The sequence below is a fragment of the Alloacidobacterium dinghuense genome, from assembly GCF_014274465.1.
Classification (GTDB): Bacteria; Acidobacteriota; Terriglobia; order Terriglobales; family Acidobacteriaceae; genus Alloacidobacterium; species Alloacidobacterium dinghuense.
This window is the reverse complement of the sequence record NZ_CP060394.1, coordinates 14362-26757: the sequence shown is the minus strand read 5'-3', so window position 1 is coordinate 26757 and position 12396 is coordinate 14362. Positions and strand designations below refer to the sequence as shown.

The window sequence follows — 12396 nt, the reverse complement described above, 5'->3', positions numbered from 1 at the left end:
TCCTGTAAAGTCGATCACGAAAATTCATGCCGAATAAGAAAATGTGATCGCGTACAGATAGCAGTGATCGAGTCGACGAACTCGCTCTGCTCATCTATTTAGGATGAGAACCGAAAAGGAGTTGAGACCATGAGCCAGACCCAATCCATTACTGCCGCAGCCGCCGGAACCTTCACCATTGGTGGCGACCTCACCGTCAACCGCCTGGGCTACGGGGCCATGCGCATTACCGGCAACGGCATATGGGGGCCACCGGCTGACAAGGCGGCCGCGCTTGCTACCCTACGCCGCACTGTTGAGTTGGGCGTCAACTTCGTCGATACGGCTGACTCCTATGGGCCATATGTCTCTGAGGAGTTGATCGCCGAGGCGCTGCATCCGTATCCGGCTGGACTTGTGGTCGCAACCAAGGGCGGATGGGAGCGCGTTGGTCCGGGGCAGTGGGTTCATAACGCCAGCCCGGAACACCTGCGGAAGGCGGTAGAAGGCAGCCTTAATCGCCTAAGCCTGGACCGCATTGATATCTATCAGCTGCATATTCCTGATCCTGCAGTTTCGTTCGACGCGTCGATGGAGACGCTGGCGGAGTTGCAGAGGCAAGGTAAGATCCGTCACGTTGCGCTCTCGAATGTTGCGCAGGAGTACATCGAGCGGGCGCGCAAGATCGTTCCCATCGTCTCGGTGCAGAATCGCTACAGCTTCGCTGACCGCGAATGGGACTTCGTCCTCAACTACTGCGAGAAGAACGACATCGCCTTTCTGCCGTGGGCTCCGCTTGGGCAGAACCGTGCCGCCCATGAGGCACTCGAAAAAGTAGCCAAAGAACTCCGCGCTACACCGCTCCAGGTGGCGCTTGCGTGGCTGCTCAAGCGGTCGAAGGTCATCATCCCCATCCCGGGAACTTCTTCGGTCGCTCACCTTGAAGAAAACGTTGCGGCTGCGAGCCTGGCGCTGCCAGATGCAGCTTACCGGGAGCTTGCGGCAGTGGAACCGCCGCCGGCGAGCCTGCGGGGGTAGGGCTTACACCCCCTCCCCCACTCTGCGGTAGGGTTTCCTTTGTTTTCAATAATATAGCGGGGGATCATCCCCCGCTATATTATTGATATTAATGGCTTTAGATCGTTTCTAGTGTTTTCAATCACTTAGCAGGGGGTCTGATGGAAGCAGGAATCGAATTCCTGAAAAGATCCCTCTATTCCAGAATAGCAATTTCAGTGCAAAAACACGCCAATTTGCGCCAGTTTTTTGTCTTTTAGATTCAGTTAGTTGCATATTTATTTGACGTTTTGCCTCTTGACAGAATTTCCGATGGGCCGGATCTGCCAGAGACAGAATTCAGGGCAGCGGGAACCACTCGACCCACTCTTCGCCACGTCGGCTGGCATAGATTGCCCGCCTTCCTCCGATGTAGACCCAGTAATGCGCCACTCCTGAGACAGCAATCTCCTCGATGAATTCGAGATAGCTGGTCTGCTGTTGCTGCACGCGCAACAAAGCGCGACGCACGCCGCTCATGTCAAAGGCATCCGCTACCTGATAGTCGCCGAATGCAAGCTCCTCGGCGTGCGATTCGCCGCTCGGCAGGTAGTAGGTCTTTTCCTGGCGGTAGAGATCGGCGTGATAGGACTCGACCCCGATCGCTGCCAGTTTCTCAAGGACCTGCGGAAAGCGCAGCTTTCCCTCGATCGATCCCACGCTGCACTCGGTCATCACTGCCACTGTCTGTTCGTCTAACATTGTTTCCCTTTCGCTAACGTTGATTGGCATAAACACTCCTTTGTTTCTTGTGAATTAGCTGAGGCGGCGAAGCCTCGCCCGCCTGGACAGGTGCGTTCTATTCCACTGGGACCGCCGACAATCCGTGTACTTCCACCGTTTTGCGCATCGCCTTCACCAGCTGGTGCTTTTCGGCTTCGGAAAAGTGCGCGAAGAACTCCGCGTCGTTCGCATCCGCCAGCGCGGCCAGCTTCGGCACCAGCGCCCGGCCACCCGGCGTCAATCGAACGATCTGCGCACGGCCATCGGACGCATGCGCCCGGCGCGCGATCAGCTTTTTGGCCAGCAGCCTATCGATCAAGCGTGAAACCGGTCCTTTTGTCATCCCGATTGCTGTGGCCAGTTCCTTGGGCTGCATCTCGTTATGGTCGAACAGGACGCGCATCACCACCCATTCCGAGACTGTGACGCCCTCGGCCGCGACCTTGCGTGCAAACTCCGCCGAGACAGAGTTCGAGACGAAGCGAAGCCAGTAGCCGAGATGCGCTTCCAGTCCGCTGACCTGTACTTCGGATGGAATGTTCTTCTTCATGAAATCATGATAGTTGCTAAGGCAACTATATGTCAAGAGGAGCCTGTGAATTCTTTTTGACAGACGGTTCGTGCAATGAAGCCAGGGGCTGAAGCCCCTTTTGTTTTTGGTGGCTATTCATCGGCCTAAAGGCCGATGCTTTCACCCTGGCCTTGCTGCGCAAGGCAATTCCATGTCTCAAAAGCGAGACAGGGGGCACCCCGGCGATGGCTAGTTTGTCGGTCGTGTTTGCCGGATTCGAGCGCGACATCGATGAACTGTCGAGTGGGCTTAGCGCTTGCCCAGCGCATCGCCAAGCGTCTGGGCCGGACGATCACCACTGGTCTCCGCGCTGACAAGCCTCCCGATCCCCGATCCGGCAAACTTCCGTATAGCCGACTAACCGGAAACCAGGGAGGATCTAGTCGACGTGATGGAACTCATACCAGACTGTGAGGAATGCTGCCAGAACGGTCATCAACATGACCAGGAACAGAAGAGACAGAACTTCACAACGCCTCCATCGGATTCCGCGAATTCTTTGTTTACTACTCCTGCCAAAGACTAGATACCGAGGCATAAGGCAGTTGTCCCTAAGATCATCCTGGGCAACAAGCTCCTGCTTATTGCCCAAGATGCTTCTCCGGTTCCGGTGAGGGTGATCAAAAAAATGGAAGGCCAACCACTGCTGCCATGCTCGCGGCGTCACATAGTAATGCCGCGAACATTGCCTTTCAGAATGAGAAGCTGATCTGTCCTGTGATCGCCCGTGGCGTAACGTAGTGCGTACCGCTGAAGGTGGAGAGGAAGTTGTAGAGCGCGTACTTGTTCGTCACGTTGACAGCCGTAACGCGTGCGCCCCAGCGATAACGGTCGCCGCTGAAGATGTTGTCGTCTCCCATAGCCATGTCGAAAAGGCTACGCGGCTGGATTCGCTGCGGGTTCGTATCATTGTTACCGGTACCCGGGGCGGGAATTGAGATCAGGCTCGAGGAGAATTGCGAGGCCAGGCAAACGCCAGGCAAAGGGCTATAGGGAGTCGCTTTGACGCCGTTGCAGGCGAAACCGGCCTGGAACTCCTGGTCGCCTGTAAGTGGCGCACCGAAGGCATTCACCAGTTTGATCGCCGGTTGACCGTTGAGTTGCGTCGAGGAGAGCAGGCAGGGGCTGTTTGGATCCGTCAACCCATAACACGGTGCGTTGCCGGCAACCAGCCCGCTGTCGTATCTCCAGTTGAACGAATACCAGGTGCTTTTGCGGAAGGGCATCTGGTACTGGATGTGCGTGGTCTCGTTGTAGCGCTCATCGTGGTCGATGCGGAAGGGAAAGCCACTCTGTCCGACGGTCGCGCCCGCGCCTGCAATCTGCGGCGGGAAGAAGCGCGCCGCCACCGACGACATCACTACAAACGCGCTGATGTTATGGAAGTTGGGCACATCGGCGCGCAGAGTGAATCCCGGAATCTTAGAGTTGTGCCAGTCGATAGGGAAGAAGATAGGCGTATTGCCGAGAATGCTGAAGTCGAACGCATTGTGGGTGTACTTCCAGATGTACTCGCCGCTGATGACCGCATATTTGCCGAAGGCCTGCTGGAATCCGGCGTGGAACTCGTTGCGGAAGCCCGGATTCAATCTGCCGCTGACTCCTGGCGTGCAGAGGAGTATCGGAGAAAGAACGGGATCGCCGCATCCGGTGCTGGAAAGAACGAGATTCTCATTAAATGGCGTTTCCAGTGTGCGCGCATAAGAGACTCGCAGGACCGTGTTCGAAGGCTTGATGCTGTATGCGATTCCCAGGCGCGGCTCTGCCTGGCGCTCGCGAACCAGGCCGTTATACAAATCGCCGCGAATGCCGACGTTGAAGAGCCAATTGCCCGTCTTGATCTGGTCTTCAGCATACATAGAGAGCTCCTTTACATCCGTATGCCCGAAGAAAAGATAGTTGCTTCCGCCGCGCGTGAGGTCATAGGGAAGAAGGGTGGGATTAAAGTTAGGATTCGGCGTGTCACCGGCAGCGGCGCACTGCGAGGGATCGGTGAATCCATTGAGAGGGTTTCCATTGATGTCCAGGCAGGGCGCATTTGTGTCTGGATTGACAATGCCAAGACTGTTGTGCTCGCGCAGGAAGGTCTGTTCGTAAACGGCGCCGACCTTGGCATTATGAATGCCCTTCACATATGAGATGTCTGTATGGGCACCGGTATTCAGAAGCGAGCGCTGCTGCTTGATACTCTCTGACTGAATCGGCCCGAGGTCAGCAAGCAGGTTGCCACTGGGGTAGTAATTATAAGCGTCTTTGCGGACGTACCCGCCGAAGTTGAATACCGAGCTGTTGCTGATCAGGCGTGTATAGGTGGGCGCGATATTGTACGTTTCAATCTTCGATTTCTGGTCGGTCTCGCCGAGGCTGTTGCCGAACTGATCGAAGACGTTCAGGTTGTCATAGGCGTTGGGGGTCTGGAACCAGGAGCGTGTGTAGTTCAGGTTCAGGTGGAGAGAGTCGGCCTGGGTCAGGTTGTAATCGACACGGTCGAAGATGTTTTCCTCGTTGCCCTTGGCGTGGAAAACCTTGAACTCCGGCGGATCGAGAAAACGGCTGGTATTGAGGCCGTCGGCGCTGATGAAATTGCCCCAGTTGTCACCGCCATAGCCAAGATCGAAACCACCGGTAACGGATCCGAAGGTGCCGTATGAAGTGTTGATGCTGCCGGTTGGCTTTTTCAGGCCTTGGCCGGAACGCGTGGTCACTTTGATGACAAGGCTTGTCTTGTCACCGTACTCGGCAGGTGGCGCGCCGTCGATCACTTCAAGGGACTGGACCGAATCAGCAGGGATCTGATTGGAAAACACTTTGCTCTGCTGGTCGGTGATCGGCTGTCCATCCACAGAGAAGGAATTCGAAGCATGGTCGCCCATGCCATGGAAGAGGCCGTTGGAGTCTGCAGCAACACCAGGCGACGCCAGCGTCACCAGCGAACTCACAGAAGATGACTGGCTTTCCAGCGGCAGCTTCTGGAAAAGTCCGCGGTCAATGTCAGTATGCATGGTCGTGTCGTTCTCGACCAGGTCTTCGCCGGTGACAACTACCGTCGTCACCGCTGCCTCGCCAACCTTGAGGTTGATGTTTGCGGTGACAGGAACAACGGAACTGACGTCAACATCCTGAGCTGAGGTGTCAAATCCCTGCTTGCTTGTCGTCAGGTGATATGGATTGAACGGGACGTTCGTGAACTGGAAACGGCCTGTGTTGTCGGTTGTTGTACTTCTCGAATACCCGCTGACCGGGTTCTCTATGGTGACAGAGGCTCCGGGTACGACGGCTCCCGTGGCGTCAGTAACTGTGCCGCTGACAGAGCCGGAGTTGGATTGAGCAAAAACGTGAGTAAGGATCGTTGAAGACAGAAACACGAACGCGCAAAGAAGAATGGCGCGACCAAGAGTGCGCATAGTAAAGCCTCCAGATTTTCACTGATTTGTTGGGGTAATACCGCTTAGGCGATAGCCGAATCAGTGGGCGGAGGACGAATAAATGATGTGAAAACAGTTAGGCCGGATTCCAGGCGGGGCTCGCCGATGGAAACGTGGCAGATGAGATGAAGGACATATTCAGTGAGCCAGGCTGGCTGACTGGGTGTGGCAACGTGAGCCGTCGTACAAAATTGACAATGATCTGCCGCTACGAGAGAAGCTGGATCCGCAGAATGAGAGTGAGAAACTTCGGCGGTCATGAAAAACACCAAGAACAGGCTCAGAGCCAGAACAAAGACCTTGCCGAATTGGTGCGAATGTCGCATCTCAGCGGATTGCGGGTATTGTGTTCCCGCTTAAGCGAGGTTTCCTTTTGTGATTTGATGATGCTCTCTATAGTACCGTCCGGTCAAGTTTAGGAAAAACACTATCCACTCATCGAGCCGCGAACGGATATGTGCGCGAATCCAGGTTGTATATCTTGTCAAAGTGCGCCCGAAGCCACACAATCTTGTCAGTCCCGCCCAAGCCCTACGACCCCATCCGCCACCGCCTATCTTTGAAGTACGTCTAATAAATCGACTAAAGTAAAAAGAGAGCTGCATCGCGAATGGGGCAACCGGCATTTCAAACGCTCGAACGCGCACTCGGACACAAGTTCGAGCAGGAGCACCTGCTCGTCAAAGCGCTTACGCATAGCTCCCTCGCTCACGAATTTCAGCTCTCGGAAGGCGGAAAAGCCGGCCAGCCGCCCCCGGAAGATAACGAACAAATGGAGTTCCTTGGCGACGCGGTCATTGGCCTGCTCGTGGCCGAGTCGCTGTACAGGCGCTTTCCCGAACTCAGCGAAGGCGAACTGACGCGCCTGCGCTCGGCGCTTGTGAGCCGCAAACACCTGGGACATGTAGCCGCGCGCCTGAAGCTGGGAAGGTATCTGCGCCTTGGCAAAGGCGAGGAAAGGAGCGGGGGCCGCAAAAAGGCGGCGCTGCTCGCCAACTGCATGGAGGCGGTGATCGCTGCCCTTTACCTCGATGGCGGCCTCGAAACAACCCGCAACTTCGTGGAGCGTGAGATCATCACACCCTCTGTCATGGAGTTGCAGAAGGAGTTGCTTGAGGGCCGGAGCATCGGCGACCACAAATCCGCGCTGCAGGAGTATCTCCAGGCACAGAAGGGCGGGCAGCCTATCTACGTGGTGAGGGGCGAAACCGGGCCCGATCACCGCAAGCGCTTTACGGTAGAAGTGCGGCTGGCGGACAACGGAACTCAGGGCAAGGCGCTCGCCCGCGGAAGCGGCACAACCAAGAAAAAGGCGGAGCAGGAAGCTGCCCGCCGGGCTCTGGAAAAGCTGCTGGACGTGGCTGCTTCGGCCCCACCCGAGAAAGAACCTTCGGAGGCTCCCGGTGAATGAGCCCGGGATGGGTTTCGCAACCAGCGTAGAGACTGCGGTTGCGCCCGAGATTACGGAAGTGCCGGACTCTCCAGCCAAATTTCTGCACGGTTCCGCGCAAAAGCATCACATCGTCTACCCAACGGTGCTGGATACGGGACGGTCACTGCTCTCTATCATTGTGATTGCGCTTTTTGTGCTCACCTTCATTGTGCAGCCATTCCGCATCCCTTCGGAATCGATGGAACATACGCTGCTTGTGGGCGATTTCCTGCTGGTTAACAAGATGATCTATGCGCCCGCTGGAATCTGGAAGTGGTTGCTTCCTTATCGTCAGATCCAGCGCGGCGATATTGTCGTTTTCCACTTCCCGCTGGATCCGACCGATCACGTTGTGAAGCGCGTCATTGCCGTTCCGGGTGACCGTGTGCACTTGCACGATGGAGTGGTCTTCCTGAACGGACAGCAGGTAACAGAACCCTATGCGGTCTACGAAGGATCGTACTCGGACAATTTTCGCGACCAGTTTCCCACGATGATCTATACCGATCCGGGCGTGGATACGGGCTGGTGGATGGAAATGCGCCATGATGTTCAGAATGGCGATCTGATTGTGCCGCCGGGCCATTACTTCGCTTTGGGCGATAATCGAAACCACAGCCGCGATAGCCGTTACTGGGGATTTGTGCCCCAGCCGAACGTCGTGGGACGCCCGTTTATCATCTATTTCTCTATACGCAAACCTTCTACAACAGATGTGCCGGACCTTCCAGGTGATAGACTCGGACACGAAAAGGATCCTGTGAACAGCGTTGTGGATTTTGCCCGCTGGGACCGTATGTTCCGCATTGTGTGGTAACCGCAAGACGAAAAGACATGGAACAAATTCTGGAAAAAACGCAGTCAGAGAAGAAACAGACCCACCACGAAGAAACTCCGCTTGAGTTCATTGCCTCGATTTGCAGCGTGCTCGTGCTGGGCCTTTTTGCCCTCACTTTCATCTTCCAGAATTTCGAAATTCCGTCGGCTTCGATGGAAAAGACGCTGTTGATCGGCGACCACGTACTCGTTGATCGCATGACCCTGGCTCCGCCTGCCAAGTGGGCGTTCTGGGAGCATTACCGCGACGTCAAACGCGGCGACATCATCGTCTTCTTTAAGCCGGTGGCCGAGCCCAACGGCGACCACATTTTCCTCGTCAAGCGCGTTGTCGGCATTCCGGGCGACCATATCCACCTGCGCAACGGCATCGTTTACCTCAACGGACAGCCGCAGGATGAACCGCTGGCCGCAAAGCCCAGCGAAGAAGGCTACTTCCCTTATCGCGACGACTTCCCGTCGGTTCCACCCTCGCAGGCTGGAGACGTGACGGCGGAGTGGAGCGTCGAGCTTCCGACGCACATTCAGGGTGACGACCTGGTTGTGCCGCCGGGCCATTATTTCGCCATGGGCGACAATCGCCCGGTGAGCCTGGACAGCCGGTACTGGGGCTTCGTACCGAGGGAAAACATTGTGGGCCGCCCGCTCTTTGTCTATTGGTCGTTCGTCACTCCAGAGAACCAGATTGACAAGACGTCGATGGCGGATCGAGTGGGATTCATCTTCCACATCGTTCTTCACTTCTTTGACCAGACCCGCTGGAGCCGCACTCTGCACCTGGTGAAGTAGCGAACACCTGTGAGACCGGAAGGGTGGGATTCGAATATCTCACCCCGGTCTTCGCCGGTGCGGGCGAGTCTTGCGTCACCGCTCAGGTGATATGTTCAATCAGCAGTGGAATCGATGAACGAAAATCCGCGTAATTCCCGGGCTAAATATTGGGTTCTCTTCGCGACGCTGCTCTTGTTGGCTGCGGCCCTGATCCTGCCGCCGCTTATCAACATGAACCGCTATCAGCGGCGGATCGCCGACGCCATCGGCGCAGGGCTCGGACGGCGCGTTCACCTCTCATCTGTGACTTTGAGGTTGTTGCCGCGACCGGGGCTTGAGCTGAGCGATTTCATCGTGGAAGAAGACCCGGCGTTTGGGGCTGAACCGACTCTGCGCGCGTCAAGCGTTGACGCGTCGATGCGGCTCATGTCTCTCTGGCGCGGACGGCTGGAAATTGGCCGCATCAGCTTCGATCAGCCGAGCCTGAACCTGGTTCGCAACAGCGAAGGGCGTTGGAATATTGCCACGATGCTGCTGCAGGCTTCTCGCATCCCGAATGCACCGACGGCTCAGCGCCGCGTCAGCGGTTCTCCGCGCTTCCCGTATATCGAGGCAAGCAATGCACGCGTCAACTTCAAAATCGGTAACGAGAAGAAGCCCTTTTCCTTCCTCAACGCCGACTTTGCCATGTGGCTTGCCAATCCTGACGAATGGCGGCTGCGCTTTGAAGCCCAGCCTCTGCGCACCGATCTCGATCTCGACCTCTCTGATACCGGGCGGTTGCGTCTAGAAGGCTCGCTGCATCGCACTTCGGAGATTGGCAGCATGCCGGTCGATCTCCAGACGGAGTGGTCGAATGCGCCGCTCGGCCAGCTCGCGCGACTGCTGCTCGGGCGGGACACGGGATGGCGCGGTAGCCTGGACGTAACGGGCACGATCACTGGCAGCCTCTTCAATCCGCAGTTCAAGAGCCGCATCCAGATCGCGGGAATGCACCGCCAGGAATTCGCACCACTGGAACCATTCAATGTTGACGCGACCTGCCAGGGAAATTATGCTCACGAGTCGCGATCGCTTGAAAACCTCACGTGCCTCTGGCCGATCGACGGTGGCCATTTGCTGCTGACCGGAACTGTACCCAACATTGAGCACCCGCAACCTGGCTTTAATCTTCAGATTCAGAATGTTCCGGCTGCATTCGGCTTATCTGCCCTGCGACTTGTCCGCAGTGGGTTCGCATCTTCCACGCAGGTTTCTGGAGTCGTGGGCGGGAATCTGGTCTACTCGCGTTCACCGGTAGAGAACCTGACCGGAGAGGCCACCGTCAACGGCTTGGCGATTCGCACTCCGGGTATGGATGCTCCGCTCGTGCTTCCTACGCTGCATGTTTCGAGCCTCACGCCGCAACCGGCACGCAAACGCTCTGCGAGATCCAGATCAACGACGCCGAGTTCGCCGGTGGCACTGCATCTTGCGACTGCGGGCATTTCGCTTGGGGAAGACGTGCCGCTGAACATCTCCGGCGATTTCACGCGGCAAAATTTTTCTCTGCGCTTGAGCGGCAATGCTTCTCTAGAGCGCGTGCGCCCGATCCTTGCTATGAGCAGCCGGCTACACAACGCAGCCCTGGTGCTCGGCCCGCAAGGCAGCGCAACTCTTGATTTGACGGTTCGCGGCCCATGGCTCGCTCCCGCTGCGACTCCCGACAAGCCGACGCCTTCGATCACGACAGAGGGTTCGCTTCGTTTGCGGAACGCGACGTATCAGGCCAGCTTTCTTCCGGAACCGGTCGAAATTATTTCGGCGCAGGCCGCGATTAGCGCGACGCGAATCATCTGGAACCCGGTGTCCGTTGTCTTTCACAAAATACCGGCGACGCTCTCTGTTACCTCGCCGATCCCTTGCGCGCCGCCCGGATGCGTGCGTGCCTTCTCGCTCTCGACGCCGCAACTCGATGCGGGGGCAATCCAATCAACTTTGATGGGAGCCGGGGAGCACGGCGAATTCCTGCAGCAGATTCTCGCGCGCCTGGATCGCAACAAGGTTCAATGGCCCGCGCTTGATGGCACGATTCGCACGGCTACATTTACGCTCGGGCCGCTCGCACTGCGCGATGCCGGAAGCGAGGTGCATATTGAAGGACGGCAAATCCAATTCAGGTCGATCGAAGGGCACACTCTGAGTGGCGTTCTTGAGGGGACCGGAACGATGGATGCGACGAGCAGCGATCCTCACTACAGCTTTGATGTGCAGCTGCTGCACGCGAATGTAGCCGGGCTCGCGTCCGTCTGGCACGAGCCACCGCTTTCCGGCACAGTGAGCGCAAGCGCTCACTTGGAGTTGTCCGGATATTCGCCTGAAGGCCTCGCGCAGTCAGCGAAAGGCACTTTTCACTGGGACTGGACACAAGGAGCAACCACGCTTGTGCCGGCGGTCCTCACGCGTTTCGACCACTGGAGCGCAGACGGCGCCATCAGGAATCGGCAGCTGGTCCTCGATCAATCGAGCATAAGCCGAGGGCCGCTGAGGCAGACGGTCTCCGGCACCATCGCGTTCGATCGCAATTCAAACCTCACAGTTGCTGACCACGAGGAACCTGCGCACGTAGCCCGAGCCGCTCAAAGTGCACCATGAGCTTCACAGAACGCAAAGCACTCTGACAGCTACTTAACGCCAGCTTCAGCCAGCTTCTTCTCTTTGTTTTCCGCGAAATTTTTCGCTGCCAGCAGAACCCGATCGCGGGCATAGGCCGCATCGTGCCATCCACGAACTTCAACCCGCTTCCCCTCAAGATCTTTGTAGATTGAGAAGAAATGGGTAATTTCTTTCAGCATATGCGGATAAATCTCGGAGTAATTCCACACATCGGTATAGCGAGGATTATTTTTCCCAACTGCCAGGACCTTCTCATCGAGAACGCCCTGATCGAGCATCTCCATCAGTCCGATCGGACGCACCTGCATCACGCAGCCGGGAAAGCTGGGCGCATCGACGAGCACTAGGACGTCGAGGGGATCGCCGTCGTCGCTGAGCGTGGACGGAATGAACCCGTAATCTCCCGGATAGTGCACCGGAGAATAGAGATTGCGGTCCAGCCGGAAGACATGCAGTTGTTTGTCGTACTCGTACTTATTAATGCCCTCAAACGGGATCTCAATAACAGCATTGATCACCTCGGGCAACTTCTCGCCAATCGGTAGTTCCAGATAATTCACCATGCGAATTCCAGTTTACGCAATTTGATGTGAAATTGGCCCCACCACTATCCGGCGGTACTGGCGCTAAATGCGCCGATGGTGCGTATCGCCGGACACGCAGTCCTTTATAATCGACCATGATGAAGGCTCATGTCTATGTGACACTCAAGAAAACTGTGCTCGACCCTCAGGGCCAGACTATCCAGAACGCACTCAAAAAGATGCAATACAAGGCTGTGAATGACGTGCGGCAGGGAAAATATTTTGTCCTCGACCTCGATAATTCTCTGGACGCCGCTGCCGCCAAGGCAGAAGTGGAGAGCATCGCCAAGGATGTGCTGACCAATCCGGTCATTGAGGAATTCAGCTACAAGCTGGAAGAAGGCGCATAGTGCCGTCAAAGTG

At 56.6% G+C, this 12396-nt stretch carries 10 protein-coding genes; 6 read left to right on the top strand and 4 right to left on the bottom strand.

The genetic code is table 11. The features are described 5' to 3' along the window. Positions 1–129 precede the first annotated feature (129 nt). Positions 130–1017, top strand: coding sequence for an aldo/keto reductase (locus tag H7849_RS00100; RefSeq protein ID WP_186743428.1), 888 nt, complete (start codon positions 130–132; stop codon positions 1015–1017). A 318-nt stretch (positions 1018–1335) separates the two neighbouring features. On the opposite strand, the gene H7849_RS00095 is transcribed toward H7849_RS00100, so the two are convergent. The 3 genes from H7849_RS00095 to H7849_RS00085 form a co-directional block, all read right to left on the bottom strand. Further along, positions 1336–1767 (bottom strand): DUF1398 family protein, encoded by a 432-nt coding sequence (locus H7849_RS00095; protein ID WP_186743427.1) that lies wholly within the window; start codon positions 1765–1767, stop codon positions 1336–1338. Between the two features lie 67 nt (positions 1768–1834). Next, a complete protein-coding gene (locus tag H7849_RS00090; RefSeq protein WP_186743426.1) occupies positions 1835–2308 on the bottom strand; it encodes a MarR family winged helix-turn-helix transcriptional regulator in 474 nt (157 codons plus the stop codon). A 713-nt stretch (positions 2309–3021) separates the two neighbouring features. Next, positions 3022–5733 (bottom strand): TonB-dependent receptor, encoded by a 2712-nt coding sequence (locus H7849_RS00085; protein WP_186743425.1) that lies wholly within the window; start codon positions 5731–5733, stop codon positions 3022–3024. A gap of 631 nt (positions 5734–6364) precedes the next feature. Here H7849_RS00085 and rnc point away from each other — a divergent pair. The 4 genes from rnc to H7849_RS00065 all read left to right on the top strand — a co-directional run bounded on the left by rnc (position 6365) and on the right by H7849_RS00065 (position 11428). Next, a complete protein-coding gene (gene rnc / locus H7849_RS00080; protein WP_186743424.1) occupies positions 6365–7165 on the top strand; it encodes a ribonuclease III in 801 nt (266 codons plus the stop codon). Then, on the top strand, positions 7158–8003 hold the full coding sequence (gene lepB, locus H7849_RS00075) for a signal peptidase I (protein WP_251106507.1): 846 nt from the start codon (positions 7158–7160) through the stop codon (positions 8001–8003). Before rnc ends, lepB (H7849_RS00075) begins: the two co-directional genes overlap by 8 nt. Before the next feature lie 17 nt (positions 8004–8020). Continuing rightward, positions 8021–8812 carry a signal peptidase I gene (gene lepB, locus H7849_RS00070; RefSeq protein WP_186743423.1) on the top strand — a complete coding sequence of 264 codons (792 nt, stop codon included), beginning with the start codon at positions 8021–8023 and terminating at the stop codon, positions 8810–8812. A gap of 114 nt (positions 8813–8926) precedes the next feature. Continuing rightward, positions 8927–11428 carry an AsmA family protein gene (locus H7849_RS00065; RefSeq protein ID WP_186743422.1) on the top strand — a complete coding sequence of 834 codons (2502 nt, stop codon included), beginning with the start codon at positions 8927–8929 and terminating at the stop codon, positions 11426–11428. Positions 11429–11457: 29 nt separating this feature from the next. Here H7849_RS00065 and H7849_RS00060 read toward each other — a convergent pair whose 3' ends face one another. Further along, positions 11458–12012 (bottom strand): inorganic diphosphatase, encoded by a 555-nt coding sequence (locus H7849_RS00060; RefSeq protein WP_186743421.1) that lies wholly within the window; start codon positions 12010–12012, stop codon positions 11458–11460. Positions 12013–12128: 116 nt separating this feature from the next. On the opposite strand from H7849_RS00060, the gene purS reads away from it, so the two are divergent. Beyond that, entirely contained in the window at positions 12129–12383 is a 255-nt protein-coding gene (gene purS, locus H7849_RS00055) for a phosphoribosylformylglycinamidine synthase subunit PurS (RefSeq protein WP_349627447.1), read from the top strand. Positions 12384–12396: the final 13 nt, after the last annotated feature.

Excerpts from the sequence above, each read along its gene's own strand:
- H7849_RS00090 (WP_186743426.1), bottom strand. The coding sequence starts at position 2,308 with ATGAAGAAGAACATTCCATCCGAAGTACAGGTCAGCGGACTGGAAGCG.
- lepB (WP_186743423.1), top strand. The coding sequence starts at position 8,021 with ATGGAACAAATTCTGGAAAAAACGCAGTCAGAGAAGAAACAGACCCAC.
- H7849_RS00060 (WP_186743421.1), bottom strand. The coding sequence starts at position 12,012 with ATGGTGAATTATCTGGAACTACCGATTGGCGAGAAGTTGCCCGAGGTG.
- H7849_RS00095 (WP_186743427.1), bottom strand. The coding sequence starts at position 1,767 with ATGCCAATCAACGTTAGCGAAAGGGAAACAATGTTAGACGAACAGACA.
- purS (WP_349627447.1), top strand. The coding sequence starts at position 12,129 with ATGATGAAGGCTCATGTCTATGTGACACTCAAGAAAACTGTGCTCGAC.
- H7849_RS00085 (WP_186743425.1), bottom strand. The coding sequence starts at position 5,733 with ATGCGCACTCTTGGTCGCGCCATTCTTCTTTGCGCGTTCGTGTTTCTG.
- H7849_RS00100 (WP_186743428.1), top strand. The coding sequence starts at position 130 with ATGAGCCAGACCCAATCCATTACTGCCGCAGCCGCCGGAACCTTCACC.
- H7849_RS00065 (WP_186743422.1), top strand. The coding sequence starts at position 8,927 with ATGAACGAAAATCCGCGTAATTCCCGGGCTAAATATTGGGTTCTCTTC.
- rnc (WP_186743424.1), top strand. The coding sequence starts at position 6,365 with ATGGGGCAACCGGCATTTCAAACGCTCGAACGCGCACTCGGACACAAG.